General features: G+C 69.0%; 33 protein-coding genes, 2 tRNA genes and 1 pseudogene. 35 read left to right on the top strand and 1 reads right to left on the bottom strand.

The window, feature by feature from the left end; all coding sequences use genetic code 11:
* Positions 1 to 775 precede the first annotated feature (775 nt).
* From OG828_RS49390 to OG828_RS49255, 28 genes are all read left to right on the top strand, one after another.
* On the top strand, positions 776 to 1,147 hold the full coding sequence (locus OG828_RS49390; protein ID WP_328499592.1) for a hypothetical protein: 372 nt from the start codon (positions 776 to 778) through the stop codon (positions 1,145 to 1,147).
* A 65-nt stretch (positions 1,148 to 1,212) separates the two neighbouring features.
* A complete protein-coding gene (locus OG828_RS49385; RefSeq protein WP_328499593.1) occupies positions 1,213 to 1,776 on the top strand; it encodes a hypothetical protein in 564 nt (187 codons plus the stop codon).
* A gap of 117 nt (positions 1,777 to 1,893) precedes the next feature.
* On the top strand, positions 1,894 to 3,069 hold the full coding sequence (locus tag OG828_RS49380) for a DUF932 domain-containing protein (RefSeq protein ID WP_328499594.1): 1,176 nt from the start codon (positions 1,894 to 1,896) through the stop codon (positions 3,067 to 3,069).
* Positions 3,070 to 3,317: 248 nt separating this feature from the next.
* Positions 3,318 to 3,806 (top strand): hypothetical protein, encoded by a 489-nt coding sequence (locus OG828_RS49375; protein ID WP_328349043.1) that lies wholly within the window; start codon positions 3,318 to 3,320, stop codon positions 3,804 to 3,806.
* A complete protein-coding gene (locus OG828_RS49370; RefSeq protein WP_328499595.1) occupies positions 3,799 to 4,278 on the top strand; it encodes a hypothetical protein in 480 nt (159 codons plus the stop codon). The genes OG828_RS49375 and OG828_RS49370 overlap by 8 nt, the downstream gene beginning before the upstream one ends.
* Entirely contained in the window at positions 4,275 to 4,472 is a 198-nt protein-coding gene (locus tag OG828_RS49365; protein WP_328499596.1) for a hypothetical protein, read from the top strand. Before OG828_RS49370 ends, OG828_RS49365 begins: the two co-directional genes overlap by 4 nt.
* A gap of 169 nt (positions 4,473 to 4,641) precedes the next feature.
* Positions 4,642 to 5,454, top strand: a complete 813-nt coding sequence (locus OG828_RS49360) for a hypothetical protein (RefSeq protein ID WP_328499597.1) — start codon at positions 4,642 to 4,644, stop codon at positions 5,452 to 5,454.
* A gap of 133 nt (positions 5,455 to 5,587) precedes the next feature.
* On the top strand, positions 5,588 to 5,830 hold the full coding sequence (locus OG828_RS49355; RefSeq protein ID WP_328349049.1) for a hypothetical protein: 243 nt from the start codon (positions 5,588 to 5,590) through the stop codon (positions 5,828 to 5,830).
* Between the two features lie 70 nt (positions 5,831 to 5,900).
* Positions 5,901 to 6,260 (top strand): hypothetical protein, encoded by a 360-nt coding sequence (locus OG828_RS49350; protein ID WP_328499598.1) that lies wholly within the window; start codon positions 5,901 to 5,903, stop codon positions 6,258 to 6,260.
* 52 nt (positions 6,261 to 6,312) lie between these two features.
* The gene (locus tag OG828_RS49345; protein WP_328499599.1) at positions 6,313 to 7,023 is read left to right on the top strand and encodes a hypothetical protein; all 711 of its coding nucleotides are present in this window, start codon (positions 6,313 to 6,315) and stop codon (positions 7,021 to 7,023) included.
* Between the two features lie 206 nt (positions 7,024 to 7,229).
* Positions 7,230 to 7,835, top strand: coding sequence for a hypothetical protein (locus tag OG828_RS49340; RefSeq protein ID WP_328499600.1), 606 nt, complete (start codon positions 7,230 to 7,232; stop codon positions 7,833 to 7,835).
* A gap of 182 nt (positions 7,836 to 8,017) precedes the next feature.
* Positions 8,018 to 8,091, top strand: a tRNA-Ile gene (locus tag OG828_RS49335).
* Between the two features lie 32 nt (positions 8,092 to 8,123).
* On the top strand, positions 8,124 to 8,555 hold the full coding sequence (locus OG828_RS49330; RefSeq protein WP_328499601.1) for a hypothetical protein: 432 nt from the start codon (positions 8,124 to 8,126) through the stop codon (positions 8,553 to 8,555).
* A 36-nt stretch (positions 8,556 to 8,591) separates the two neighbouring features.
* A tRNA-OTHER gene (locus tag OG828_RS49325) sits at positions 8,592 to 8,660 on the top strand.
* Positions 8,661 to 9,126: 466 nt separating this feature from the next.
* Entirely contained in the window at positions 9,127 to 9,984 is an 858-nt protein-coding gene (locus OG828_RS49320) for a hypothetical protein (protein ID WP_328504766.1), read from the top strand.
* Positions 9,985 to 10,146: 162 nt separating this feature from the next.
* Complete coding sequence (locus tag OG828_RS49315; RefSeq protein WP_328499602.1) at positions 10,147 to 10,845, top strand: hypothetical protein; 699 nt, start codon at positions 10,147 to 10,149, stop codon at positions 10,843 to 10,845.
* Positions 10,846 to 11,011: 166 nt separating this feature from the next.
* The gene (locus OG828_RS49310; protein ID WP_328499603.1) at positions 11,012 to 11,356 is read left to right on the top strand and encodes a hypothetical protein; all 345 of its coding nucleotides are present in this window, start codon (positions 11,012 to 11,014) and stop codon (positions 11,354 to 11,356) included.
* 61 nt (positions 11,357 to 11,417) lie between these two features.
* Entirely contained in the window at positions 11,418 to 11,657 is a 240-nt protein-coding gene (locus OG828_RS49305; protein WP_328499604.1) for a hypothetical protein, read from the top strand.
* 58 nt (positions 11,658 to 11,715) lie between these two features.
* A complete protein-coding gene (locus OG828_RS49300; protein ID WP_328499605.1) occupies positions 11,716 to 12,414 on the top strand; it encodes a hypothetical protein in 699 nt (232 codons plus the stop codon).
* Between the two features lie 172 nt (positions 12,415 to 12,586).
* Positions 12,587 to 14,059, top strand: a complete 1,473-nt coding sequence (locus OG828_RS49295; protein WP_328499606.1) for a ParB/RepB/Spo0J family partition protein — start codon at positions 12,587 to 12,589, stop codon at positions 14,057 to 14,059.
* Positions 14,060 to 14,142: 83 nt separating this feature from the next.
* The gene (locus tag OG828_RS49290) at positions 14,143 to 14,520 is read left to right on the top strand and encodes a hypothetical protein (RefSeq protein WP_328499607.1); all 378 of its coding nucleotides are present in this window, start codon (positions 14,143 to 14,145) and stop codon (positions 14,518 to 14,520) included.
* 100 nt (positions 14,521 to 14,620) lie between these two features.
* On the top strand, positions 14,621 to 14,953 hold the full coding sequence (locus OG828_RS49285) for a hypothetical protein (protein ID WP_328499608.1): 333 nt from the start codon (positions 14,621 to 14,623) through the stop codon (positions 14,951 to 14,953).
* Between the two features lie 120 nt (positions 14,954 to 15,073).
* Positions 15,074 to 15,505 carry a hypothetical protein gene (locus tag OG828_RS49280; protein ID WP_328499609.1) on the top strand — a complete coding sequence of 144 codons (432 nt, stop codon included), beginning with the start codon at positions 15,074 to 15,076 and terminating at the stop codon, positions 15,503 to 15,505.
* Positions 15,506 to 15,558: 53 nt separating this feature from the next.
* Entirely contained in the window at positions 15,559 to 16,170 is a 612-nt protein-coding gene (locus OG828_RS49275; protein ID WP_328499610.1) for a cell envelope biogenesis protein OmpA, read from the top strand.
* 30 nt (positions 16,171 to 16,200) lie between these two features.
* On the top strand, positions 16,201 to 17,007 hold the full coding sequence (locus OG828_RS49270) for a hypothetical protein (protein WP_328499611.1): 807 nt from the start codon (positions 16,201 to 16,203) through the stop codon (positions 17,005 to 17,007).
* A 44-nt stretch (positions 17,008 to 17,051) separates the two neighbouring features.
* Positions 17,052 to 17,519 carry a single-stranded DNA-binding protein gene (locus tag OG828_RS49265; protein ID WP_328499612.1) on the top strand — a complete coding sequence of 156 codons (468 nt, stop codon included), beginning with the start codon at positions 17,052 to 17,054 and terminating at the stop codon, positions 17,517 to 17,519.
* A 133-nt stretch (positions 17,520 to 17,652) separates the two neighbouring features.
* Complete coding sequence (locus tag OG828_RS49260) at positions 17,653 to 18,771, top strand: DNA-processing protein DprA (protein WP_328499613.1); 1,119 nt, start codon at positions 17,653 to 17,655, stop codon at positions 18,769 to 18,771.
* Between the two features lie 8 nt (positions 18,772 to 18,779).
* On the top strand, positions 18,780 to 19,013 hold the full coding sequence (locus OG828_RS49255) for a hypothetical protein (protein WP_328499614.1): 234 nt from the start codon (positions 18,780 to 18,782) through the stop codon (positions 19,011 to 19,013).
* A 48-nt stretch (positions 19,014 to 19,061) separates the two neighbouring features.
* Here the strand turns inward: OG828_RS49255 and OG828_RS49250 are convergent, their stop codons facing one another.
* Positions 19,062 to 19,892, bottom strand: coding sequence for a DUF6602 domain-containing protein (locus tag OG828_RS49250; protein ID WP_328499615.1), 831 nt, complete (start codon positions 19,890 to 19,892; stop codon positions 19,062 to 19,064).
* Positions 19,893 to 19,955: 63 nt separating this feature from the next.
* Between OG828_RS49250 and OG828_RS49245 the strand changes: the two are divergent.
* The 7 genes and pseudogenes from OG828_RS49245 to OG828_RS49850 form a co-directional block, all read left to right on the top strand.
* Positions 19,956 to 20,380, top strand: a pseudogene (locus tag OG828_RS49245) (transposase); the annotation flags it as partial.
* 190 nt (positions 20,381 to 20,570) lie between these two features.
* Positions 20,571 to 21,950, top strand: coding sequence for a hypothetical protein (locus tag OG828_RS49240; protein WP_328499616.1), 1,380 nt, complete (start codon positions 20,571 to 20,573; stop codon positions 21,948 to 21,950).
* Positions 21,951 to 22,165: 215 nt separating this feature from the next.
* A complete protein-coding gene (locus OG828_RS49235) occupies positions 22,166 to 22,786 on the top strand; it encodes a hypothetical protein (protein WP_328499617.1) in 621 nt (206 codons plus the stop codon).
* A 49-nt stretch (positions 22,787 to 22,835) separates the two neighbouring features.
* A complete protein-coding gene (locus OG828_RS49230; protein ID WP_328499618.1) occupies positions 22,836 to 23,174 on the top strand; it encodes a hypothetical protein in 339 nt (112 codons plus the stop codon).
* A 133-nt stretch (positions 23,175 to 23,307) separates the two neighbouring features.
* Positions 23,308 to 24,024, top strand: coding sequence for a hypothetical protein (locus tag OG828_RS49225; protein ID WP_328499619.1), 717 nt, complete (start codon positions 23,308 to 23,310; stop codon positions 24,022 to 24,024).
* 327 nt (positions 24,025 to 24,351) lie between these two features.
* Positions 24,352 to 25,269: a replication-relaxation family protein gene (locus OG828_RS49220; RefSeq protein ID WP_328499620.1), complete on the top strand. Its 918-nt coding sequence runs from the start codon at positions 24,352 to 24,354 to the stop codon at positions 25,267 to 25,269.
* Positions 25,270 to 25,342: 73 nt separating this feature from the next.
* Positions 25,343 to 26,406, top strand: a protein-coding gene (locus OG828_RS49850; protein WP_443062357.1) for an IS630 family transposase whose coding sequence is annotated in 2 segments (ribosomal slippage) — positions 25,343 to 25,786 and positions 25,789 to 26,406 — 1,062 coding nt in all. Because the reading frame shifts where the segments join, the coding sequence is not laid out codon by codon here.
* Positions 26,407 to 26,741 lie beyond the last annotated feature (335 nt).

The following is a 26,741-nucleotide window of genomic DNA, read 5'->3' as shown; positions in this document are numbered from 1 at the left end:
CCTCCGGCAGCCGAATACTCGCTTCGCTCGTTTCGCGCGTCCCCGCGCGAATTGCCCCGCCTCCGGCGGGTGTTATGGAAATTGGCCTCCGGCCATTTTCCATAACGGCAGCCTCCGGCACGGAAAAGAGCGGGAAAGGGGTTTGTGCCTCCGGCACAAATCGAGGGTGTCTATTTTGTTTTATGGGTGGAGTGTTGGGGTTTTAGTTGACGGTTGGTCATATACCTTCGAATGAGCGGGCTTAGGGGAATCTCCGATTCCCTTAAAGATAAGGCATTTGATTTGTATTCCGTGAGGAAAAGTAAATCACGGAATACCAGGGAAAGGCAACAGAGCCCCTCCGGGGCCCAATTGCCCGTGTGCGGATGGAGGGTTGGGGCTGCCTCCGGCAGCACCCCGCCCACTCCCCCACCCCGCGCGACGGCCACAGGCCGACGCGCCGCACAAGACACCAGCCGCGCCCGATCCCCGAAGCCGCCGCGCCGACCACGCCCGCCCCCACCCCCTTCTCTTCTCATTCGGGCAGGGAGCAGCGGCAGCAGAGGGGATGTCAGCAGACGCACCACGCCTGATTGTTGGGATGACCAGGGGTGACGCGGAGACCCCCAGGAGGCCGCGCAACACCCAGCGCAACCTCTACCGCAACACCATGGCGCAACATCCAGCGCAACCCGCAGCGCAACAGGGTTCCATCCGAGCGAAAGAGACACTATTATTTGAAGTCCTGGGGGAGGCGACCCCCGGGAACCGCAAGGGACCAACGAAGGGGAAAGACGTGGAACTGACGATCACTGACGGGATCGTGCGCGGGGTGCGAGGCGCAGACGCGCCCATGACTGGGCTTGCAGTGCAGGCCCGCACGATCGCTAACTTCCTGCCCCTGCTGTGCTCGCGAGCAGGAGTGACGATCGTGCACAACTGCGACCGGAATTACACCGGAATTCGGTTCGAGACCAAGGCCGCCGGTCCGGTCGTGCTGGAAATGCCGACGGGTGAGGAGCCGTACCGCCTGGTTCAGGAATTCATCGACCCGGACGAGTCGGGGCGCATGGAAGTTGAGTTGCGGCGATTCCCGCAGATCTACAAGCCCCACGGAATCGCGCACATCACGGCCGAATTCCTCCGGTCGAACGGATTCCTGAAGTAATCCGCACGGGGGCGCCCGGTTGGGGCGCCCCCTTCCACCCGGCATCAAGGAAAGAGGAAGGGACCATGGAGAACACGCGGATTGCAGAGCAGGCCCGGGAAGCCGGAGCCCCGCTCACGGACGCCGAGAAGGAGCAGGCCCGTTACGCGCTGCGGGAGATGGCGCGCAGCGAGAGGGACCCGGACGCTCTGAGGGTGTCTCCCGAACAGCTGGACGTGGTCGGGTCGTTCTTCGAGTTGGGTTGGGCGATGGGTGTGCGCACCGGCCACACCGGCCCCGCCATGGCCGATGTGCCGGTCGACCGGGCGACGGTTGACCGCGCGTTCATGGAGCTGCTGCTGTCTGAGCGGGTGGCGAATCAGCTTGCGCTCTCAGTAGCTCAGATCCTTGACCCACAGGACGCCGGACCGGTCCTGTGGCAGAAGGTCAGGTATCACGGGAGCCTGACACGGCGTCACGGCCTCTACTGGGTACAGGCGATCAAGGCGCAGGCCGGACCGGTGGGAGCGGCTCACACCGTCCGCTACGACCTGTGCAAGGTGATCGGCGCCATGCCGGTGCCCGCTGTCACGAACGTACGACGGCAGAGCCTGACGCCGCTTCCCGAGTTCCGCGCGCCGATGGTCTAAGTGTGCAGGTCAGGGGTGGGTTCACTCACCCCTAAAACACACTATTATTGCAGTTGTTCGGGGGGCGGTGGCCCCGCCCTCCGACCCGCAGAGACCAACAGCGAAAGGGAACACCGCATGACTCAGCAGTTCGCCGAGCGCGCTACGAACGTCGCCCCCACAAGCGCCCGTAACGCCGACCTGTCCGACCTGGTCAGCATCCTGGAGGACGGACAGCGCCGGAAGCTGGACGTCATCGCCCCCGCGTCCGCGCTGCGGATGCGCGAGGGAAACGTGCACGTCGAAGGCGTTGAGGCCCAACTCAGCGCGCGCGGCGTGACGGCCGTAGACGGCATCTACCGGCCCACCGCCGTTGCCGACGAGGGGATCTCTGACAAGCTCCGCATCCCGCTGGCGTACCTGCGCCGCATGCGCGCGGAAAACGTCCCGCTGCTGGACGAGAACGTCAACGCGTGGCTTCGTGAGGGGCCGGAGCGCCGTTTCATGCTCCGCGCGTTCCGGGGCGAGAACGGCCCCGGCATGCCCGGTGAGGGCGTGGCCCGCGCGCTGCTGTCCGACAGCTACAAGCTGATGGACAACCTTGACATGCTGCTGGCCGCCCTGGACGGGGTGCAGAAGTCCGGCCACCCCACCCGGATCACGGGGTGCGACCTCACCGACCGCCGCATGTACGTGCGCGTCGAGTCCGAAGCGGTCGCGATCCAGGCCCGCAACCTGCTGCGCGGCTACCGCTCCCCGTTCGACGGCCGCAGCGGTGACGAACTCCCGATGATCTCGGCGGGGTTCGTCATCACCAACAGCGAAGTCGGAGCGGGGGCGTACACCATCACCCCGCGTGCGGTCATCCAGGTCTGCCGCAACGGTCTGACCCAGACCAAGGACGTCATGCGCGCTGTGCACCTCGGAGGCAAGCAGGACGAGGGCGTTGTGTCCTGGTCCGGCCAGACCCAGCGCAAGACGCTGGAGCTGATCACATCCAAGACCACCGACGCCGTGCGCACGTTCCTGTCACAGGAGTACGTCGAGGCCAAGGTGTACGAGATGGAGGCCGCCGCCGGTAAGACGCTGGACGAGCCGACGAAGACGATCGAGCACGTCACCAAGTCGCTCAGCATCGGCAACGAGGCCAAGGACATGATCCTTGCCCACTTCGTCCGGGGCGGGCAGATGACGGCCGGGGGTGTGATGCAGGCCGTCACGTCGACCGCGCAGACGCTCGCCGACGCCGACCAGGCCGCCGCCCTGGAAGCACTCGCGGTACCCGCCCTCGCGGCCGCCGCCGCGCACGGCTGACAGACCCCCGTGCGGGCCGGGCAACTCCCCCAGCCCGGCCCGCACGGGCCCGACCGACCCAGAGCCCGGAGCAGCGCCCCAGCCCCGCAGGGAGCGCCGAGCGCTCCCGCCCCGGCCCCTGCCGCGTAGCGGCAGCACGATGCGTCGGCGCAGCCGCCCGCGCGCCCAGGACACCCGTTGTGCCCAGGGGCGCAGTGCGGCCGGCCTCCGGCGCCCACCGCCCACCGCCCGCCATGCAAGGAGTCCTCATGCCTGCACGCCCGGAGCTCACCCACCCCGGAGACGACGCCATCGCAGCCGCCATGAGTCGCACCCTCACCGCCCTTTCCGCCGTGTTCCAGGCACTCGGAGACGGTGAGCACACACTCAACCTCGTGGCCGAGCGGACCGACCACGCATTCGTCACGGGCCGAACCGATCTCTCCATCGGCATGGAGCCGCTCCGCCTGGCCGTCCTGGACGAAGAAGAGTTCTGCGCCCTGCGCATGCTGCTGGTGTTCGCGCTGGAGGGCAGCACGATGCGCAGCGCCGTCCTGATCGCCACCACGGCCGCCGACCCCAACCCCCGTGCGTGCGGCTGGTCCATACGGGACGGGTGGCTTCACCCCATGGACACGGCCGCGCTCCAGGAGGCCGTCATTCCGTGCCCCGACGTCGCCGCTGTCAAGCGCGAGGTCTACCCCGCCCCCGTTCTCCTCCAGCTCCCCGACTCCGACTTGGAGGACCCGCATGCCTGAGCCGGAGGTTCCGCGGCCCGACGACGACGCCCCGGCGTCCGGGGCCGCCATGGGCCGCGCCCTGCACGCACTGACCGCGTTACTCCCGGCCCTGGGCGAGGGGAGCCACGAACTCAACATCACGGCCGACCGTACGGACGGCACGGAAGCGAGCGCCGACCTGTACGTCTCCGTCGAGCCGGGATCATTGCGCGTGGATCACTCCGATGAGGAGTTCGTGCAGTTCTTCATGCTGCTGACGTTCGCCCTGGACAACAGCGTCCGTGACGCCGTCCTCGTCGCTACGACCGCCGACGCTGGCCTACGCGCGTGCGGCTGGGACGTACGGGCCGGATGGCTGCACCCCATGGACACCCACGAGTTCCACGTAGCAGTCACTTCCTGCTCCGCAGACGACCCCGCGCCGCCCGTGCTGGTCTGCCATGCCCCCGTACTGCGCCACCCCCACCGATCCACCGGGGAGCGCTCATGAGCGACAAGCCCGCTGCCACGCCGGACGGCTACTGCACCAACACCGAGCCGGTTTCCGGCACGACCGAGCAAGTCAACGGCCTCGCACTCGGCGGGAAGTTCGTCAAGATGCACGGCCGCCGCTACGCGGACTGTCCGTGTGGCCGCCTGACCGACCGGGGCAACCTCCGCCGACACAAGCAGCCGCAGGAATAGCCCCACAGACGCCGTCCACGCTCCTCCCCGGTACGGGGGCGTGGACGGCCCGCCCCGGCCAGCGCGCCACTGGCCGACTGCCGCCCCGACGCTCGCCCCCTCCCCTTCGCCGAGCGCGGGGCGGCAGGCCCCCCGGCCCACCCCGTCGAGCCCCGAGGAGTCGCAGCCCATGACCAGCCTGAGCCTGACCATCGACACGCCCGCCGGCCCCGTGCGCGCCACCGCCGGCCCCCGCGACGCCGACGCCGTCGTGTTCGAGCTGGGCGGAGCGATGCGCGGCAGCGTGCACGTCACCGGCACCACCGACCCCCACCACTGGGACCAGTTCACCGCCGTACGCGCCTGTCTCGGCCCCGTGAACGCCTTCAAGACCACCGCCCCCGACGAGGACCTCCCGCGACTCGCCAACGGCCGCACCGGCTACCACGGCAGCCTTACCCTCTACCGCGACAGCCTCGACCGCCCCGAGGTCTCGGTATACCCGCTGTTCTCCGCCGCAGATCACCCACCGTCGCAGAAGACGGCCGCGGTACTCACCGCCGTCTTGCGCGGGTGCGCCGAGCACGTCGAGCAGCGCGCCGACCTGCCCGCGATTCTGGAGGCCTCCCGGCAGCGCGATACTCCCGGCCTGCTGCGCTTCCTCACCTGGTCCGCCTCCTACCACCAGGCCGAAGCCGTCCGCCTGGAGCGCGAAGCCCGTGCCGCGCTCCCCGCACGGAAAGCCGCCGAAGCCGCCTGGCGGACCGCCGCACAGTGGCTCGCTCTCTCCCCGCACCCGGTCCTGCTGCTGGTGCTGGCCGACCGTCCCGACTCACTGACCCAGAAGGTCAGGGGATTGCAGTGGTGGGCCCCCTACTGCGTCGACGCAGCCGCTGAAGAGCGCGAGCGCGCCCACCGCACCCAGGAGGAAGCCGACTCTCTGCGCGCCCAGCAGCGCAGGCGCCCGCGCGGCCACCGCCCGTACCTGGTCGGCACTCCCTGACACCCGAAAAGAAGCGCAGGTCAGGGGTGGGTTCACGTCACCCCAAAAGACACTATTATTAGTAGTGCGAGAGGGGGCGACCCGGATCGCCCCGCCCCCTCTCGCACCCGGAAGCCGAGCCGAAGGAGCCACCGTGCCTGAGGAGTTCACGTTCACCGCCAACACCGGCTCGTACGGCTACCGCGTCCTCGACCGCCGAGAGCGCGCCACCTGCTACGGGGTCGCCTGGTACCACGCGGACTGCCGGGCATGGGTGGCCGAGTATCCCGGCAACCGCCCCGGCAGCGGCGGCGGCATCCCCGGCTTCGCCAGCCGCACGTGGGCCGCGCGCTTCCTCTACCGCTACCGCAAGCCCGAGCCGTCCGGGCGCCCCTGACCCACCGCCCCGCACCCCAGACCGACACCGCCAGCCCGACGAGGGAGATGTTCTGACCATGCGTTGGCTGATGAGCCTTGGTGAGCGCACCCGCCCCGACGCACCGACCTACGCCGAGGCCCCCGCCCCCGACCAGGCGCGCGCCCTGGCCCTGGTCGACGACTTCGCCCACCTCTTCACCGTCCTGAAGGAGTGGCGCCAGGAATACGGCGAGGAACTGACCGCCTGGGCCGTACAGGTGGAGGCCGACGACGTCGAGAACCTCCCCGCGGAACTCATCGAGCAGTGGGAATGGGAGGGCGCCCCGGTCCGCCTCGACACCGAGCGGGGCGGCTACGTGAAGGTGTCCGACTACCGCGACGTTCCTGTGCGCCCGGGCGTCAGCGCCCGCACCACCACCGGGCTCCCCCTGTGGACCGCCGCCCCCTGACCCGTCCGGCAGGCCGCCCGCGCTGCTCACCACCCCCTTGGAAGGAGAAACCGTGTCCGCCGGACGCCACTTCGGCCTGGTCATCAGCCGCATGCCCCGCCTGACGTACGCGGCAACGGTCCTCGCCTCTGCGGACTGCCGGTTCGTGTGCTCGACCTGCTACACGGACTGCTGGGCCATCTACCGGCTTCACGGCGAGACGGTGTGGATGTGCTCGGGGTGCACCGACCTGAAGGACAACGGCCTGACGCCTGGCCCCCGCAGCTTCCACACTCAGCCGCCCCGTCCACTCCGGGTGGGTGAGCAGCTGCGCAGCCCGGAGGGCGTGTGGGAGGTCACCAGCTTCCGGCGGGTCTGGACCTGGGGAGGGCGCCGCCTCCAGCAGCAGGCCTGCGTGTATGTCGTCACCCGTGAAGACGGTCACAAGGAAGAGTGGCGGGGCCACGACATGGCCGACTTCCACCTGATCCCGGCCGAGTTCGAGCACATCACCCGGTCGCGCTGCAACGAGCTGGGCAGCGTGCTCACGGCCGCCGGCCTTTCCTGGGCCGACAACGGACACCGGGCCACCCCACGGCGTCTGACCTACACCGTCACCGGCCCCCGCGGCCGCCAGTGGTCCATCCGGCCCGTCCCCGGAATCGACTTCGACCCGTGGCAGCCCTCGAATCTGTGGCGCGCCGTCCGCGCCACCCCGCCCTACCAGAGCCCCGTCATGTCCGCCCGAGCCCTGGCCGACCACATCCGGGAGAGCCCCGCGTGAGCGGCCAGCTGCACCCGTGGCGCCCGGAGGACTTCGACGACCAGTCCGAGACCTGCGGCGCACCCCCAGGCCAGCTGTGCCGCCCAGGGTGCGACACCGGATATACCGCCGAGGACCCCGCCGGGAGGCCGAGCTCCGCGACCAGGGCGCGAGGAACCACGCGCCCGGCACCACCTCCAGCCAGCCGAAGGAGTGAACAGACTGCCATGACACGCGAGTTGACTACGCAGGAGCAGGTGGACGCTTTCGCCGCCGAAGTGGCGCGGGAGCTGGGTACGCACTGCCGGACGGCCAAACTCACGGGCTACGTACGCGGCATGGGACGGCTCATCATCGACGGCGAGGGCCGCGCCCTGCGCCTGTGCCAGCCCGACGACCGCCGCCCCGATCGCCTGAAGATCCACGCCACGGACGAGACCAAGATGATCGCGCCGTCGATCGGAGTCACAGCCAGCAGCGCCCGCCACGTGGCACGCGAGATCACCCGGCGGCTGTATCCCTTGCACGCCGAGGCCGCGCAGCAGGCCGCCGAACTCGCCGCACGGCAGGAGGCGGAGGAGAGCAGCCGACGCGCCGTCACCGAAGCCGTGGCCGCCGCACTCCCCGGGGCCCGGGTCGACGAGCAGTACAGGCGCACCCGGATCATCTGGCAGCACGACACCAGGCCGCCCGACGAGCGCGGCCCCGTCCAGGTCGACAGCGTCACCGTGGTCGTCGGCCCCTCTGGTGAGGGGGCGCAGGCCGAAGTGTCCGGGCGCCCCAGCTCCGTGATTTCCATGCTGACCGCGTTCACCCAGGCGGTCCGGGAGTAAGAAGCGCAGGTCAGGGGTGGGTTCCCCTTAAACCAATTGACACTATTATTAGAAGTCGAGAGCGGTTGCCGCCCCATCGGGTCCCGTCCAGCCTCCGCAGACCCTCCCAGCCCGGCCCCCAGAACGAGGCCGCGCCCCGCCCGACCGGGCCGAAGGGCGCGGCCCTCACAACCGCACACCGAGGTGCTGTAGCTCAGTTGGTAGAGCGCGGATCTTATAAGTCTTGAGGTCGTGGGTTCGAGTCCCGCCAGCACTACTCCAACGCCGTTCCACATGACTGGAGTTGTGATGACCGACACCGAGGTCACCAAGAAACCCGAGACGCCCGCCAACGTGGCGTCTGCCGTCCTGGACGCCATCGAGGCGCAGCCCAATGTCTTCAGCATGGACCACTGGGCATATCTGCCCGAGGCCCTCCGGCTGGCCCCCGAAGAGGCTCCGGCGTGCGGTTCCCAACTGTGCGCGGCCGGATGGACGGCGCGCCTCACCGGCTGGACGCTCGTGTCCCTGCCCGACGAGGAACAGACGGAGGTCACCGGCACGGACGACGACGGTGACGAGTACGAGACGCTGGCCAGCGTCTACGCGGAGCGAGGCGAGGAGCGCCGCCTGATCTGCGACGTTGCCGCCAAGGCGCTCGGCCTGAAGCCCAACGAGACGTTCTGGTACGTCGACGCGCCCACCGCCTTGAAGCGGCTGCGCGAGATCGCCGGACGCTGACCCACCATCACCCGGCCACCGCACCGGCGGCCCCAAGCCTGCGTAGCTCAGCGGTAGAGCGGCTCCACTTGTGGGTGGTCAGGGGTTCAAATCCCCTCGCAGGCACGCACCTACCTGACCGCCCCTGGAGGCCGCGATGGCCGACACCGTCAGCATCCCGTCCGAAGTCGCCGAGGCGTTCACCGACGCCTGGTGCAACAGCGTCATCACGTCCGACGTCGCCGCCAGCCTCGGATGCACCGAAGCCGACACCCTCGCCGACGTGCTCCGTGCCCTCGGTGCCGAGCAGGCCGCCGACGAATGGATCGACGCCCACGCCGAGGACGACGAGCCGGGCGACCACCACTTTCAGGGGACCGTGCCCGCAGGCGCCTCGCTCGCGGCCGACGGGATGCACTGGAGCCCCGCCCCTGCCGACACCCAGGACGAATCCCTTCAGTCCGCCCACGAGAAAGGCGTGCACGTGACCCACACACCTCAGCCCTCCCAGTGCAGCCGGGACGAGCCCCACGCTGCTCGATCGTGCGCGGGAGACAGGACACACACCGACCGCCAGACCACGCGCCGCGTTCTGCGGCGCGAAGTCGCCGGCACGATCGGCCTGCTCACCGACGAACACGACTTCCGTGCCATGCGGCATTACCGCACCTTCGCCTTCGCCGACTTCGCGACCTACCTGGAAGCGGTCGAAGACCTTCTCAGGAGCCGCGCGTCCCAGGGCGCCCACACCACGGTCGCTCACTTCGACCCGCAGGAGTACGCCGACTTCTGCGCCGACACCGGTCTCGACCCCGACAGCCCGTCCAGCCGCGCCCGCTTCACCGCCGAACTCGCCACCATGGGCCCGGCCCTCCCGTACGACGGCCAGCCTTTGGCCGACCTGATCCCGGCCCTGGCCGACGAAGCCGTCCGCCAGGCCACTTGGGAGTACGCCTCCATGCTTCTGGCCCGTCTCGGCGCCTGCACCTGCTGCGGCGAGGACATCGGTCGAACGGCCTTCGCCCGGTCCTCTAGCCTGCTGGCCCGCATCCTCGACACGGCCCGACCGGGCCACCGACACCTCGTCTGCAGCGTCTCGGCGGCACCCGAAACCCTGGTCGCCGTCCTTCACGCGGACACGGACCCGGACGGCGCGAGCCAGCTCGACGAGGCCGAGGCCCTCGAATTCACCACGGTCCTCGCCCTCGGTCTGGCGACCGGGAGCCCCGGCGGGCTCGTCGTGCGGACCACCGCCCCGAGCGCCCCGGACCAGGTCTACGGCTGGCGACTGCGCACAGGAGACTTGCAACCCCTCACCGCGGGCGAGGTCTTCGACGCCTACTGCACCGACGCCGAATCCGGCGGCCTGGTCTCCCCGGAATCCGACGTCGACTACTGCGTGCCGCCGGACCTCGGGCCGGACGCCACGCCGCCGACCCACCGGCACTGAGAGGCCCAGGCACACCGTAAACGAGCAAGTCAGAGGGGGGTTCACGCCAACTCAACTCACACTATTATGGAGGGTGAGCCCGGGTCGTCGCCGCGCCGGTATCCCACCCGCCAGGGTGACGGCCCGCCCTCTTCCCCCGTTTCCAGTTCTCAGGAGCTTGCCGTGCAAGGGAACCCGATGCCGGTCATCGACTGGTACAGCAACAAGGCCTACCAGTGCCCGCGTTGCCGCCACGACACGGTCGCGAGCCCCTCCCGCTGGGAGGTGTACACCTGCTGCAACTGCGCCACCCGCTTCGCCCGCTTCCCCCGTCTGCAACGCCTCCTGCGCCACGTCGGCGTCACCTGCGAGTTCTGCACGGAGCGCCACCCTGTACTCGTCGACGGCGAGCCCTTCGGGTTCCTGCGCTGCCGCCACAACGGCGTCGGGATGTACACGGAGCATCAGTTCGAGGCGTGGCTGTACGACACGGACGAGTTCGCCGACCACCGCGACCGTGTGCTCTACCGCAGCACCCGCGCGAGCCGCGCCGAGGCCATGGCCGACCTCGCCCACTGGCGCAGTATGTTCGGCCCCATCGAGGACGACCTCAGCCCCGTCCTCGCCGTCGTCGCCGACGAGCAGTGCAACAAGTACGGACCGGACGTGACCGGGGAGCAGCGCGACGCGTTCCGCGACGGCACGCTGGAGGTCTACGGCGTCGGCGCCCTGCGCGCCTTCACCCCGCCGCACCCCCGGCGCGGGCAGTTCTACGCCGACACCGCCACCTTCACCTGGGGCCTGATCGCCCCGTCCGGCCTGGAAGGCATCTACACCAGCGCGGCACCGAAGTCGCTGGCCGCGCACGCACCGCAGCTCTGACCTACCGCGCGCGGACGCGCACGCCTCCCCATTTGCGCAGGTCAGGGGTGGGTTCACACCCTCCCCGCTTACACTATTATTAGTAGTGAGCCCGGGGTGCCGTCACCTCCCCCACTTCCTTCACCAGGCGACGGCACCCTCCCCACTTCCAGCCCCAGGAGTTGCCATGCTTCGAACGCTGCGCCGCGCCCTGCGACCGGCACGTCTGCGCATGCCCGCCCGCCGGTTCGCCGCCGGGATCGCGGAACTGCCGCCCACCGCGCGCGAAGCACTCGGCACCGACGTCACGGCCGGGGAAGCCATCGCCTACAACCGCGTCCGTGTCGCCACCGCGACCGCCGTCGCCCTCTACCGCAGCGGATACACGCTGCCGATGACCGACGACGAGCTGGACGACGCGGTGCTCGCCCTGGACTTCCCCTACTCGGTCCCGAGCGCGGAGACCCGCGCGTCCATCCGTGCCGCGCTCGCCGTCCTGGACGCCGACTACACCGTCACCGTCACCCGCTGACCAGCTGCCCGCCCCGGCCGTGGGCCGCCCCGACCAGGGCGGCCCACACGGAAGGAGCCCGGTGTTCCTCGTCGTACCCGACCCCGCTCACGGACTCGTCGCCGCCCCGCAGTCCTCTGACGACCTCACACCCGCCACCGAACAGTCCCTCGCCGACCAGGGGTTCACCTGGAACAGCGAGATCGAGGCGTACACCCGCCAGACCGGCCACAACCCCGCGGCCGTGGACGACACCGCCGGCATGCTGCGCGAGCTCGGCCACTACGTCTTCTCCTCCCACAAGCCGCTGCCCAGGAGCTGACCGCCGCCCCGGCCGGCCCCCGTCCCGCAACCCTCCCTTGTGCAGATGGAGTTCCGCCATGTCCCGACGCCGCACCCAGCCGCAGCGGCCCGTCCGGTATGCCGCCGCAGAGCACGAGGGACGCCACCAGGTCGTTGACCAGCTCCACGGGTACGCGCTCAGCAGCCACGCTACCCGCGCGGCCGCCGAGGAGGCGGTGCACGAGCTGACCACCAACCCGACGGCCGCGATCGAAGCCGTCGAGGAGCTCGACGCCGCCCAGACGGGCCCGGCCGCCCGCGAGCGCCGGATCCTGCGCCGGTACGGGTACGCCTGGAGCCTGCGCCAGGACGAAATGCTGTCCCTGCGCGGGGAGTTCAGCCATGACCGACTGGAGACGCTGATCTCCGGCGGCCATCTGGCCATGGTGTTCAGCCCGGCCGGTCTGCCGTACTACACCACTCCCGAGCGGTACGCCCAGCTGTCGCCCCGCTGGATACGGGACGGTGACGAGTCGTTCCCGGCCGCCGACGCCGCCCGCCTCGAACGCCCCCGCCCCGCCCTGGAGTTGCTGCCCGCGCGCAAGCGCTACGAGCCGTGCGAGGCGCACGGGATCAGGCTGTGGCGGTGCCTGATCTGCGGGCCGCGCGAGCGCTTCGAGTGCCAGTGGGGCGAGTGCACCGCCAACCGCGTCACGGCCTACTGCGAGCGCTGCGTGCGCATGGACCCCCGGCGCACCTTCCCGCTGCCGCCCCGCCGAGAGCACGACTGGCCGTAAAGCGGCAGGTCAGGGGTGGGTTCACCTCACCCTGAAAGACACTATTATTGATGTTGTTGGTCCTGCGGAACACCCCGTACGGCGGGGCCGCCGCCCCGCCGTACGGGCCCCACCCCGCCGCGCACCCTCAACCGCCCCAATGCGCCGAACAGGCAAGGAGAAGGAGAGCCCCATGGCCACCGCCGTCTCGACCCAGCCCACCGAACCCGTCACGCACGAGGAGGAAGACGCGCCGCAGATCGTCCTGCTCGACCCGGCGCAGGTGGTGCGTGACGAGCAGAACGCCCGCGAAACCGACACCGAACCGGACGAGGAGCTGATCGCCTCCGTCAAGGAGATCGGTGTCGAGGAGGCCATCAGTGTCCGGCCCCGGCCCGACGGCACGTACGGCGCTTTCAAGGGCTGGCGGCGCGCGCAGGCACAGCAGATCGCCAACGACACCGCCGAACAGGACGGCCGCCAGGTGCGCAGGATCAAGGCGCACGTGCGGGAAGACCTGGTTGGCAAGGACGGCTGGACCCGGTTCCTGTCCCTGGTCGAGAACACGCACCGCGAGGAGATGAGCGAGCGCGACATCCTGAAGTCGCAGGAGCTGGCCCTGATCGACATGAGCGACGTCGAGCGCCGCCGGGCCACCAGGGCTCTCGGCGTCGGCCGGAACGCCGCCAAGCAGGCCAAGGCGGCGCAGAAGCTCGACGACGCCACCCTTCGCCGGGCAACGGCCGGAGGCATGGACCTGGAGCAGATCGCCCAGCTGGCGGAGGTCGAGAACGTGCGCGGCGCGGAGCGCCGTTTGCTGCGCGCGCTGGAGCGCGACCGTGAGGAGGGCAACGGCGGGCGCGGCCACTGGGACCAGGAGATGGCGCTGCTCAAGGCCGAGCAGGCCGACGACGACGCCCGGACCAAGGCCGAGGAAGCCCTCAAGACGGCGGACATCCCGCTGCTGGGGCAGCCGGGGTGGGGGCAGAAGGACACGTCCAAGCCGCTGGTCGAGCTGACCACCGGGCTGGGCAATCCGCTCACCGAGGACAACCACAGGAACTGCCCCGGCCACAGCGCCCGGCTCGATGACGAGCACCAGCCCGTGTGGCACTGCTCCGACCCTGCCGCGCACGGTCACAAGGTCCGCCCGCAGCCGAAGAAGCCCAGGACGGAGGAGGACGAGGCCAGGGCGGAGGAGCGCCGCAAGGTCATCGCCTGCAACCGGGCCTGGAAGGCCGCCGCCGGTCCCCGTCAGGACTTCGTCGCCCGCCTGGTGCGCCAGAAGACCCTGCCGGATGCGGCCCGCGTCTTCGCGCAGGAGGTCGTGCTCACCCTCCCGTACTTCTACAGCTCCTGGACCGACAAGCACGAGTCCGAGACCGTCGCCCGCTTCCTGGGCATCAAGGAGCCCGAGCACGCGGACCTGACGGATACGGCGGTGCAGCTGCCCAAGGCACGCGTCGTCAACGCGCTGTTCGCGCACGTCGCCGCCGCCTGCGAGTACGACATCCGCGAGCCCAAGACGTGGTCGAACCTCACCGTGCGGCAGGCCCGCTACCTGCTGCTCCTCGAAGCGCTCGGTCAGGACGACAACGGCAGCTACCGGCTGTCCGAGGTCGAGGACGAGGCGGTCGCCCGCCACCGGCCCGCCCCCGCCGCCTGACCGAACCTCCCCGCAAGCTCCGGCCGGGCACGCCCCTGCCCGGCCGGTTCCCCCATCCCCGCGTCACAGAGAGGCGAACCAGCATGACCGTCACCATGGACGAAGTCCTCGACTTCATCGGCCAGTTGCCGGATGCGATCAAGGTCTCGAAGGTCCAGGAGGCCTCCGCGAGGCGGCTCCGCGCGATCGACAAGGAGGCGTTCGCCGGACTCGTGGCCGGACGCCGGGCCCGCATCAACGAGTCGCTGCGCCCGGCCCTGCTGCGCGGTCTCACCGGCACCGTGCAGGAGCGCAACCGCACCGGCACCCGGGCGGGCTTCCTGCTGGACGAGGAATCCACCCGCATCCTGCGCCGCGACCCGCGCAACACCAAGTACCGCATCCCCGAGGACATGACGCGCTTCCGGCTCCCGGGCAGCGGCATCCCCGTCGCCTGCCTGGACGAGATCGAGGACGACTGACCGGGCCTGACGGCGCCGCCCCGGCATCGGGGCGGCGCCCGCCACCCGCCGATCAACCGGCCGGGCCCCTCCCAGCCCGGCCCGCACGTGAAAGGCCGTCATGACTGACCAGCAGGCACCCTCCCCCGGGCCGGACAGCGACGCCCCGGACAGCCCCGTGACCCTCGCCGTGCTGCGCGACCTGGTCCGGACAGACTGGAAGCACCTGCCCGGAGACACGCTCGTCGTGCTCTCCCAGGACGCCGAGGGCAACCTCTTCTCGCCCTTCTCCTACTACACCCGCTCCCGGTACGCGCCGACCCACACCGACCGCCTGGGCGACGTCTACCCGATGCCGGAAGAGCTGAAGGAGGACGAGGACCTGCGCGAGTTGTACGCGGACCGCATCCCCGACACCGCCGTCCCCGCGCTGGTGCTCTTCCCGCTCGGCTGAGCGAACGCCCACGGGCGGGGGCGCCCGCATCCGGACGCCCCTCGCCCGCAGGCCGCCAACTCCCCTTTGCCCGGGGCCCTTTTCTGGTCTCGGTATTCACGAAAGCGATGTGTCACCGCCATGTCCGCCCCAGCACTAGCCCCCAGGGAAGGACCGCAGGCCCCGGTGCTGGTCATCAGCGACAGCACCGACGACGATCCGGTCGGCCTGCGGACGTGCCCGGTCCCCCGCCTGCATCTGCCGTCGCCCCTTTTCAGCGCCGAGGAGTACCGGCGTGCCCCGCTCGTGCTCCTGGACGACCGCAGCTACAGCGACTTCACGCTCCGCCACGTGCCGCACCGCCGGGGACTGATCGTCGTCCTGGTCGACCCCGACGACGGCACCATCTACCCCCGGGCCGCCGCCATCGGGGCCGAGGCCGTCATCCGGGCCGGAGACAACCTCAGCTGGCTGCACCTGCGCCTGCACGACGCCACCGAATGCCGCTACGCCCACTGGGAAGCGCTCCTGGCCGGCGGCCCCGCCGACCCTCCCCCACCGGCCAGCAACTGACGCCGGGCGCCCGGGCCCCGCCGCGCACTCCCGCGATCCGAAGGAACTGACCCATGCACGCGATACCCCAACGCTGTGCCCACCGGCCGCTGGCGGGCGGGCTGGTGGTGCCGTACGTGACCCTGATCAACGACGGCCACGCGGCCTTCGGTGTCCTCGACGCCGACAAGACCATCAACGCCTTCCGGCGCCGCCTGTGCCAGATCTGCGAACACCCGCTGGACGAACGGTGCTTCCTGCTCGTCCGCCCGGCCGACGTCCTCAAGGGACGCTCCCCGGAACCGGCACTGCACCCCGAGTGCCTGCCGTACACCGCCGACCACTGCCCGATGCTGAACGGCACCGCCACGCACTACCGCCGCAGCCCGGTCCTGGCCAGCCACCCCGCCGGACGGCCCTGCACCGATCCCTCCTGCCTCTGCCTGTCGCGCACGACGGGCGAGGGCCCCACCGCCCGCAGCGGAAGCCCTGCCGACCGGTACGAGGCCTGGATGATCCACACCCGGAACTACCAGCTGGTCACGCTGCCCGAGCGGCCCGATGTGCCCTCCGGCATCAGCCTCGACGTGCCTGTCCTGCGCCAGCGCGTGCTGCGCACCGCGACTCTCACCCCCGACCAGCAACACCTGATGGACCTCTGGAACGCCCTGATGGACGGGTCCTGACCGCCCCGTTCCACACGGAAGGAAACCGCCATGCCGATCAAACCGGACCCGGCCACGCCCGCAGGCGGGGCCATCATCGACCTGGCCGACCTGATGGACGGCCTCCAGGAGCGCACCGGCGAATGGCCGGGGGCGGACACCGTCAGCATCCTCGAAGGGTGGCTGAGCCGCTTCAGCTTCGCCGTCGACGAGAACCTCGCCCCGCAGGTGACAGGCCGCGCGTGGGTGCTGCGCCAGTGGGACCGGCACAGCGACGATGTCACGCTCTGGTCTGACGAGGCTTCCGCCCTTGCCTCGCTGGCGCAGCACGTGCGCAATGCCTGGGACGACGTGGCGGGCGAGGACGGCGTCCCGTTCCGTCCGCCCGCCGACGACCGTACGGCCGTGGACCTGTTCTACGAGTCGAGGGAGGACATCGAGGGCTACACGCTGTACGACGCGGACATCTCCCGCTGCGTGATCGCGCCCCGAAATCCCAGCCTCTCGGACGCCGAGGAGTGCGCGGAGGCGAACAGCGCGGCGGTGTTCCACGCGATGCGGGGGCCTGACGACGAGGGCCTGCCCTGCATGGAGATCGCGGGCATCCTCGTGTTCGTCTACCTCGACGCCGACCGCGGGGCCGTACGGGTCTCCGTTCATCTGGACACCACCGACGAGCAGCTGGTCCGGGCCGACGGCACGGTGCCGCTGCTGGTGGAGATCGAGGACGCCACGGTGTTCGACAACCTCACCCCGCCGCCGGCCCCAGCGCCGCCGACCGGGTGGAAAGCCCGCTTCCGGCACCTCACCCGCCGTACCGCTCTCTCCGGCGGCGGTAAGTGCCGGCAGGGGGGTTGACCATCCCCCGAGAAACACTATTATTTTGAACAGGAGGTGTTCGCATGGCCCCGTCCGTCACGCACGTGACCGGCACCATCGCCGGTGGCGTGGAAGTCCGGTTCACCCAAGACGGCATTGCTGTCTGCCGGTTCCGTCTCACCGAGACCCCCACGCAGTGGGATGCCGCCGCGCAGAAGTGGCGTGATCTGGACCCGATTCCCTACATCTGCACCGCCTGGCGGGACCTGGCCAGCAACGCCGCCGAGTCGCTCGCCGACGGGGTCAACGTCCTGGTCAAGGGGCGCATCACCGGGGTCAAGGACGACTCTCTCTACCTGAGCATCGACGACCTCGGCATCAGCCTGCGCAAGCGCATCGCCTACACCGAGACCAGCCTGCCCAGTCCGATCGCCGCCCGCAGGTACACGGCACCGCCGGCGCCTCAGCCCGCCGCCGCGTCCCGACCGGCCACCGGGCCGGGCGGCCCGCCCGCCTGGTGGGAGCAGAAGCCGTCCGCCAACTGGTCCTAGCCCGGCCCGTCCACGGCAGCCGCCGACGGCACTCCCCTTCCCGTCGGCCGCTGGTCCCTTCTCCCTTCGCCCGCCCCGGCGCGGCACCGGTTCGCCTGCCAGTGCCGCGCCCTGCCCGAAAGGCCGGCCGCCCATGCCCGCACGCGCCGTGTCCGAACGAGCCACACGCGCCGCGCTCGCTGCCCACTTCGCCCCCGGCCAACTCGCCGCCGACCTCGATAAGTACATACCGGCCGAGGCGTGGGACCGGCGCGTCCGCGACGACGGCAACGGGCTCCTTGCCTCCTACCGGCCGCGCGAGGAGCTCGCCCAAGCAGAGCTGACCTGCCCGTTCGTCATCCCTTCGGACGAGGAGTGGCCCACCGCCCTCGCCGACCTGGGGCCTGCCTGCCCGCTGGGCCTGTGGGTCCGCGGCCGCGAGCGACTGCCGCGGCCGACCGGCAATGCCGTCGTCGTGACCGGCAACCGGGTCCCCACCGAGCAGGCCGTCACCCGCGCGCACGACTTCGCCACCGCCCTCGCCGAGGCCGGTCACACGGTCACCGCCACGCTCGCCTACGGCGTCGACTCCACCGCCCACCAGGCCGCCGCCGAGGCGGGCCGGGCATCCCTCACCGTCCTGCCGCGCGGCCTGGACGGCACCCACCCCCACGCGCACGCCCCGCTGCTGCGCTCCGTCCTCGACGGCGGCGGCGCGGCGGTCAGCCTCTACCGGCCCGGCACAGCAGCCAGCGGCGCGACGCTGAAGGCCAGCGCCGTCGTGCTGGCGGCGCTCGCCCGGGCAGTGATCCTCGTCGAGGCCCTGGACCACGTCGAGGCGATGTACGCGGCCGAGACGGCCGTCGACCTCCACCGGCCCCTGCTCGCCGCGCCCGCCACCGGCGATGTCCGCTCCAGCGGCAACGCCCGCCTCATCGACGGGCAGCTCGCCGTGAACAGCCCGGACCCCCGTCTCCCGCTCGCTCTGCCCCACGCGCGTGTGGCCCGCGCCGGCGACGTCGCGGACGGCGACCTGCTCCTGGCCGCGGTCGGGGAGCAGGGAGCCGACTACTTCAACACCCCCTACATCGCCCACCCCGAGCCTTTCGACCCGTCGTGCGGCTGCGGCGTGTGCTGCCTCGTCACGGAACCCGGCGAGGTGGTGGTGCTGTCCCAGGGCGATCCCTGGGAGTCCTGCGATCCGTGGCCCGCCGACGACCTCCTGCTCATCGTCTCCGCCCAGCGGCTGACCGGCCGGCCCCTCGAGGAGTGAGAGCCGCCATGCCCCGTCCGACCTACACGCCGCCGCTGCCCGGCCTCAGCTCCGACGACAACCTGGACACCGTCATCAACTGGGGTGCCGGCGCCGACAGCACGGCCTACATCACCAAGATGCTCACCGCCCCGGAGGCCCACGGGATCGACCTCGACCGTACCGCCGTCCTCTACATGGCAGCCGGCAGCGAGTGGCCCGAAACCCGGCTCCTGGCCGATATCGGTAATCCCGGCTATTGAATCTTGCGGAATGGAGGGTGGGGGGCCTTCTGCGAGATGCGACAGGTGCTAGTCGCCCGTTGCGCCCGGAATGCCTTCTCCCTCTTCCTGCTCGCCCCAGTATTTGCGGCTTTCTCCCAGGTTGCCGGAGGCGTAGTCCAAGAGCTCGAACGGTGGCATCCAGGCAGAAGCGAAGGCAGCGTTCATGTAGATCGTGAGGGGGAAAATGATGTCGCCCTGTGGCATCGGATCGACCAGGTGAAGGTTCGTTCCTTGTCGGGATGGCCGGAGAGCCTGCCCGTCAGGGCTGACCCAACCGAGGTAACCCTTGTTGAGAAGCCAGATGGCGTCGGGCCGCTCTGCAGGATCGTGATCGTCGCACCACTCAGCGAAGTGGGTGCCGAGAGTCTCTGGTGCGATGCTGTCGAAGGCGAAGATCATGCCGACCGTCGGGAAGGGCTTGAAGTCGGCTGGCATCAGTCGGTTCTGGGCGCCTGGGCTCTTCTGGTATGCGGATTTTTTGAGGGCCTTAGCCTTCTTGATCTTTTCGCAGTCCTGGACCAGTTGCTTGCCGTCAAGGAAGGACTTGACTTCGATGAGTCCGTATACGCACTCGTTCGGCACGATCCGGTAGTTGTTCATGTCGAGCAAAGGCGGCGTGCTTCGGTCGCAAATGAGGATGTCGCACTGACCTGACCTTTTGCCGTCGACTGAGATGATCTCGGCGTTGTGGAAGGCGCGAAGGTGGCCCGGCAGGTAGCTCTCCGTGAAGTCATGGAAGACGCCTTCGCGGGCAGTCCCCTTTCCCGTGTTATGACTGAATCCTCCAGATAGCTGGAAGTCTTCCTTCATGCGTTGGGCGATCGAGTGCAGAGTCTCTTCTAGAAAGTTCCCACTCATCCCTTGATGGTATGTTTCGCACCTTCAAGTTGCATGCCCCCAGACCTACAGACATCTTGCTTAGCCGTCCACGACCCGGGCAAGGTCCTCCTGGACCTGGACCTGGCGGTCGCGCTCGGCGGGGACTGCCTCGCCGACGTCGCGCTGCTGCGGCCCGAGCCGGCCGTGTTCGGACCGGTGGCCTCCGACCCGGCGGTCTCCCGCCTGATCGACACCCTCGCCACCGTCGGCGGGAAGGCACTGACCGTGATGCGAGCCGCTCGGGCCGAAGTCCGCGGCCACATCTGGTAGTTGGCTGCAGGTCGGGGTCGGGCTCCGGACGCCGACGGGCGGGTAACCGTGGACCTAGGCGGAGTGCTGGTCGTCGCGCACTCGGACAAGCAGGACGCCACCCTCGACCTGGAAGGAGACCTACGGCACCACCCGCCGATGGGTTCGTCGACCACGGACCGGGCAGAACCGGCGAGGCCGTCGCGGCCCTGATGAGACAGGCGTAAACGTACCTCGCGCCGCCCTGCGGATAGCGCACCATGGCGGCTACACAGGGATCCAGGACTGTCGGATGCCGCGACAACACAGGGTCAGCTTCCGTAGACTGACTAAGAAGGCACTCTCACTCTTTCGAGGAAGCCGTTCTCGTTCTTCAACCATCGCTCCGCAGCATCTTGGGGGCACAGGATGGAACTCCGTGAGATAAGCAATCCTCCCGAGTACCCCGATACCTATTGGGCCGCCGGCGACGAAGCATACCAACTTCTGGAACCACCAGGCGAGAAGCGAACATCCCGCTTGCGCGCGAATATCAACCATAATCTTCTTCTGCATCGCCGCCTGTTTCTCGCAGACACAAGTATGTTGGTGAGCCCTTCAATGTTCACCCTTCTTCGCGATGAGCGCTACGGCTCTGGCTATCAACAACTGTTCCGCGATGGGCTGATAGTGACCGCCCTGCGGGCGGAGGCCAATAACTATGCGGAAGTCGCCGAGATAGTAATAGAGAGGCGCCACTTCGTCGCCGAGATGGAGAAGGAAAGGATACGAGAATCGGCAGCCCTCCTAGACAGTCTCAATCCGCAAATCATCCGTACTGACACTCGCGACAAGATGCGAGCGATAGGGGACGAATATCTCCTGAAACCGGAGTACTGGGTATCCCTTGGCGTACCCGAGCAAGTAGCAACTGAAATGATCGATATCGTCAGCCGGAAAATTGAAGAGCGCCACATTGGGTCTATACGGCAAACCGAATTTTGGGAGTACGTTCGCGACAGCCTCGTCAGGCCTGATCAAGTGGCACTGGCGCAACAAATTCGCGTATACATGACTATCGCATCCCTGGGCACTATGGCTAAAGGAATGGGACTGCCTCCAACCTTTCCTGCGGCTTACGGACGAAGCGTTGACCGGCTCTACGGCACACACACTCCATGGCGGCATCGACCTTCCGACGGGAAGATGGAACTACTGGAGCCGTTCGAGGAGAAATCTCCGAGACGCCTTGACGAGGAACGTAACATTCATGAGATAGCAGCACTTCTAGGCGCAGATGAAATCTCCAAAATACGCCGCAGGTCGGAGCATCAGAAATTCCTCAGAGACCTCCAAAAGCACAGCCAAGAAGAGAGCGATTCTGCCGCATTTCGCATCGACCGAGCCATGCAAGAATTCAGGGACTCTCTGGAGGTGAGTACGGGCGAGTTTCTAACGGAATGGGATCATCAAAGAGTAAGCTGGCTGTGGGAGACGCCGAAAGGTCAGCTCACTCGGGTTCCCATCCCTGGAGCGGTCGGAACTATCGCCGCCAGGGTAAATGAACTAAGTCAGGCAATTCCGGATAGCGCACATCTGCTTGGTTATGGGACTGGCGCGTCCGTGGGTGCAGCTCTGACCCTTTTTACTTTGAAAAGGGCGAAAAAAATCAAGAACCGCAAAGAGGACTTCCGGGAGGCGACGGGCGAATTCTTGCGTGATCCCTCGATAATCCCCGAGCTCCGAAGTGACGGCTTCATCGAAATGAGCCTATTTGGCTCCATTCCTTATCAGTTCCGCGCCCATTAGGGCGCCAACTCATCTCGGTTATGGAGGGGAGCGACCAATGGGCCGCGATCCTCCTCCTAAATCGGGGCGGCAGTGCTGCGACGGGAAATCTCGGCAGCGTAGTCAGCTCGGGTTGAACCAGCCTCTTTGGTCCACTTCTCAGCGTCATCGCGGAGCGGGGCGACTGGCCCTGGCTCGGCCGTGCCCGCACGTGCACGGGCCCGTGGAAGACGAGGATGGTGTACCAGGCGCTCACCCCGCAGGTCCGCGCGCTCAGGAAAGAGACGGACGGCCCGCTGATGTTCGCCAACGTGCTCGGGATGCGGGCCGAGGAGAGCCCGGACCGGCGCAATCGGGAGGTGTGGCGCCGTACGACCGACAACTCGGCCCGGGTCGTCGACGAGTGGCTGCCCGCCCACCAGGTGAGCACCGAGGAGGTCTGGGAATGCACGATCAGTGCGGGGCTGCCCTACCACTGGTGCTACGACTCGTACCCCGGCGCCAAGGACCGGCGTGGTTCCAGTCGCTGTTCGTGCTCGGCCTGCACCCTGGCCAACCACCGCGATCTGCTGCTGACCGTCGGGCGCCGCCCGCGGCTCGCCGAGCTGTGCGCGCTGGTCGAACGCGTCCGCCAGGTGCCGTTCAATCCGAACATCACCATGGCCGAGCTCATCGCGCTGTCCCGTCGGCGCGACGCCCCGGACCCTGGCGTCGAGGTTGAGGAGACCGAGGACTTCGAGCGGATGGAGCGCGACGTCCACGCTGCCCTGCGCAAGCCGCCCACATGGGACTCCAAGGCCCGTACCGGGCCGGGCGAGCTCCTGCACAGCGCCGCCGGGTGCGATGGCTGCAGCTGAACCACCAGGCCGGCGCTCACCCCCATCCGGGGAGGGATACTCAATGACGATGACGACGACCCAGCGCATCCTCGACCTCGCTGCTGCGGCACCGGCCAGCCACGGCGAGGACCTGGTGCTGCTCCTGGGCGAGGCGAACGAGCTGTACCAACAGGGCCTGCAGGATCTGCACCGGGAAGTGGCAGCACGTCTCGACGGGCTGGCCACCGCGGACCTGATGTCCGCCGCGGACACCGCCGGCATGCCATGTGATGCCTCGCAGGGCCGCGACGAGGTGATCCTGCTGCTGGCCCTGGTCGAGTGGGAGATGACGCCGGCCGCCATGGCGTACACGGAGATGGCCGAGGCCGCCGCACGCCGGGGTGTCTGCCTGATCCCCGAGGAGTAGCCGTGGTCCGTGAGGCGGGCCGTCAGGGAGAACCCTTGGTCCGCGTACTGGACCCCCAACCCGAACTCCTGCCATTATTTGTTTTGCGCGCCGGGCAGGCCGGCTCGCTGCTGACAGGACGGACGGTTCTGCCATGACCTCGCGCCGTGTGCCTCGCCTGGCCGACGCTGCCGAGATCGCGGCTGAACACGGCCTGACTTCCGCGAGGATCACCGGCCTCTACACCGAGCGTGCGGAGAACTCGGTCGGCATGACGTTCCCGGAGCCTGTCGACATGCGCGGCCGCGCCCGTCTGTGGGACCACGCGGCGGTCACGAAGTGGTTCGCCCACCGCGCGCCGGCACGCCTCCAGGGGCACAAGCCGCCCGCCCGTGATCCGGAGGAGCTGCTGAACGCGGCGGACGCCTCGAGGTTCCTCGGCTACAAGAACCCCAACCAGGTCACCACCTTCGTGCGCGACCACCCCGGTTACTTCCCCGAGCCGGACGCCATCGAAGAGATGGGCACGGCCGAGAACCCCTACCGCCGGCAGCTCTGGAAGGTGGCGACCCTGCAGGAGTGGATGGCCAGCCGGCCCGGCCGCGGAAGGCGAGCCGGAGCCAAGCAGGCGCCGCCCCTGCCCGAGGTCTCCGCCGACGGTGATCCCGACGAGCTGCTGGGGGCGAGCCAGGCGGCCGCGCTGCTGGGGTACAAGAGCGTCGGCTCCTTCTCTAGCAGCCTGTCCCAGGGCAACCTTCCGCTGCTGAAGACCACGGACGGGGTTGCCGAGAATGCCGGGCGCCAGAACGGACGTCGGCGGTGGACGCGCCGGCGCATCCTCCAGCAGGCCGCCCAGCGGTCCAAGAAGTAGTACCCGGCGGTGAGCGGACCTCCGCGCACCGCCCCATGAACGCGGCGCCTGGTTTTGGGAGTTGGTCCCTTGCGGGCCGGGTGTCGCACGATGGCCGGCATGGCGTGGTTCGCCACCACGCCCCGCAGCAGCAATGCGGACCGGCCATCGCTCATCTTCCAGCACCTGTCGTTGAGCTCTGACACGATCGCGGGTCCTCCTGAGCGCTCGCGCAGTCGCGTGGTCAGGGCTGTGGAGCCCCGACCACGAGAGTGTTCCTGTGTTGTGACCGTGGTCGGGGTCTCGTGGTCGGGGGTTGGGTCGAGGGCTGAGGGTTGCCTCTTCTCCATGACCCGTCCCACATCAGGTGCTGCTGCGGCCGCCGAGTTGGCCCCCAGCCCCGCTGAACCGCTGCGTCTGCAAGTCCTGACCGCGCTCGCCCTGCACCGCATGGCCACGACCGGCCAGTTGCGCCAGATGCTGCGGCCGGACAGTTCCCGCCAACTGGTCTCCCGCGGGCTGAACAAGCTGCGTTCCACGGGCTTCGTCGACCTCACCCCGCTGCCGGACTCGGACCGGTCGCGTACGCACGCCTGGTACCTCACCCCGGAGGGGGCGCGTCTGACCCGCGATCTCCCCATCCTGCGGGGGCGGCCGCCGTACCCCATCACCTCGACAACCGCAGCGTCGCTGAAGACACCGCACACGCTCACGGTCGTGCGCGCCCACCTGCCCTTCGCGGCAGAAGCCCGTCGGCTCGGGCATGAGCACGGCCCGTGGGACTGGACCCCTGAGGTTGCTCACTCCATCGGTGAGGGCGAGCGGCTTGTGGCTGACGCCGTCATGCACTACACCGTCGTCGACGGCGAACACCGACGGAAGCTGCGCGCGTTCGTGGAAGTCGATCGCACCACCATGAGCAGCGAGCGCCTGGCCGTGAAGCTGATCGAGTACGCCAGGCTGTTCCAGTACGAAGCGCAGCCCGTCGGCCGCCGCAGGCCGACCACCACCGGCCCGGCATGGCTCCGCTGGTACCCCGTCTTTCCCCGCGTGCTCTTCATCCTCACCGGCGCCTCCCGCACCAGGCTGGAACACCGGATCAGCGACCTGAAGGCGATGGTCGCCCAACACCCGCTCGTTGCAGCCCTCTCCCGCGAAGTCCCACTTGGCGCCTGCATGCTGGACGACATCGAGGAGCGCGGCCCGTCCGGGTCCGTGTGGGTGCCATTGACCGGGGGCGAACCTCGCCCATGGACCGACCTGTAATCACGTCTACTGACCTTGAAAGCGTGGTGTCGTGAGGGCTGACGGCTGGTGATCCCAGCGGTATGCCGTCTTTATGAGGTACGCGCAGGGTGGCGGGCTGACCGCTGAACGTCGGGCGTTTCGTGAGCGGTTACGGAGAGAGGCCGCCGAACGCTTCGTCCGGGGTGACGACAATGCCGTCGTCGCCCGTGATCTGCGGGTCACCGTCCGCTCGGTGCAACGCTGGCGGAAAGCGTGGGCCGAAGAAGGTCCGCGAGCACTGGCGTCGAAGGGCCCGGCGTCGCTGCCGCTGCTGAGCGACGAACTGTTCGTGGTGCTGGAACGTGAGTTGGACAAGGGACCGGTCGCGCATGGCTGGCCGGACCAGACCTGGACTCTGTCGCGCATCAAGACCCTGATCGGGCGCCGGTTCCACAAGAGCTACACGGTCCAGGGCGTCGCGGCCCTGCTCAAGCGGCACGGCTGGACCTGCCAGGTCCCCGCCCGCCGGGCGCTTGAGCGGGACGAGGAAGCGGTGGCCGGCTGGGTGAAAGAGACCTGGCCGCGCGTGGAATGACCGCGGCGGCGCTCGACGCCTGGCTCGTGTTCGAGGACGAGGCCGGCTTCTCGATGACGCCGCCCACCACCCGCACCTGGTCCCGACGCGGGCACACGCCGATCGTGCGGGTCCGTGGCCGTTCCCGCCGCCGCTTATCGGTCGCCGCCCTGGCCTGCTACAAACCCGGGCGGGCGTCCCGGCTGATCTACCGACCCCGCCCCGACACCCGGCCGGACGGACGCAAGAGCTTCGCCTGGACCGACTACCGCGATCTCGTCCAGGCCGCTCACCACCAGCTCGGTGGCCCGATCGTGCTGGTGTGGGACAACCTCAACACGCACCTGACAGCGGGGATGCGCCGCTACATCGCCGAGCGCGACTGGCTCACCGTCTACCAGCTGCCTGCCTATGCGCCTGACCTCAACCCAGTCGAAGGAATCTGGTCCATCCTCCGCCGGACGACACTGGCCAACCGCGCGTTCGCCGACCCGGAGGACCTCATCGCCGCTGTCCGGCAGGGCCTACGCCTACTCCAATACCGCAGCGACGCACTCGACGGCTGCCTCACCGGCACCGGACTTCGCCCCACCCCGCCATGACGACATCACGCATTCAAGGTCGGTAATCACGTCCCCCTGCGGAACAGGAGGGTACCGCCAGACCAGCGAACGGCACGGCCGCGGCGTAAGGGCGCCGTATTGGCAAAGTGAGCTGTGGGATCCATGTGTGCTGTGTCAGCGTCTAGGGCTCTGAGGACACAGGGGGGCGAATGACCAACGAGGAACAACGGCGGGTCAGGCTACGACTGGCCCGCCGTCGCACCACGCCGGACCGGGTACGAGCGCGGGTGCGACAGGAGCCACTCCAGCCCCAGCCTGACACCGAGCCGGAGCCCCAGCCGGAGTCTCGGCCTGAGCCGGAACCGCGATCGGCG

Source organism: Streptomyces sp. NBC_00457 (assembly GCF_036014015.1).
Lineage (GTDB): Bacteria > Actinomycetota > Actinomycetes > Streptomycetales > Streptomycetaceae > Streptomyces.
The sequence above is the reverse complement of the archived record's forward strand: the minus strand, read 5'-3'. Positions and strand labels throughout refer to the sequence as shown.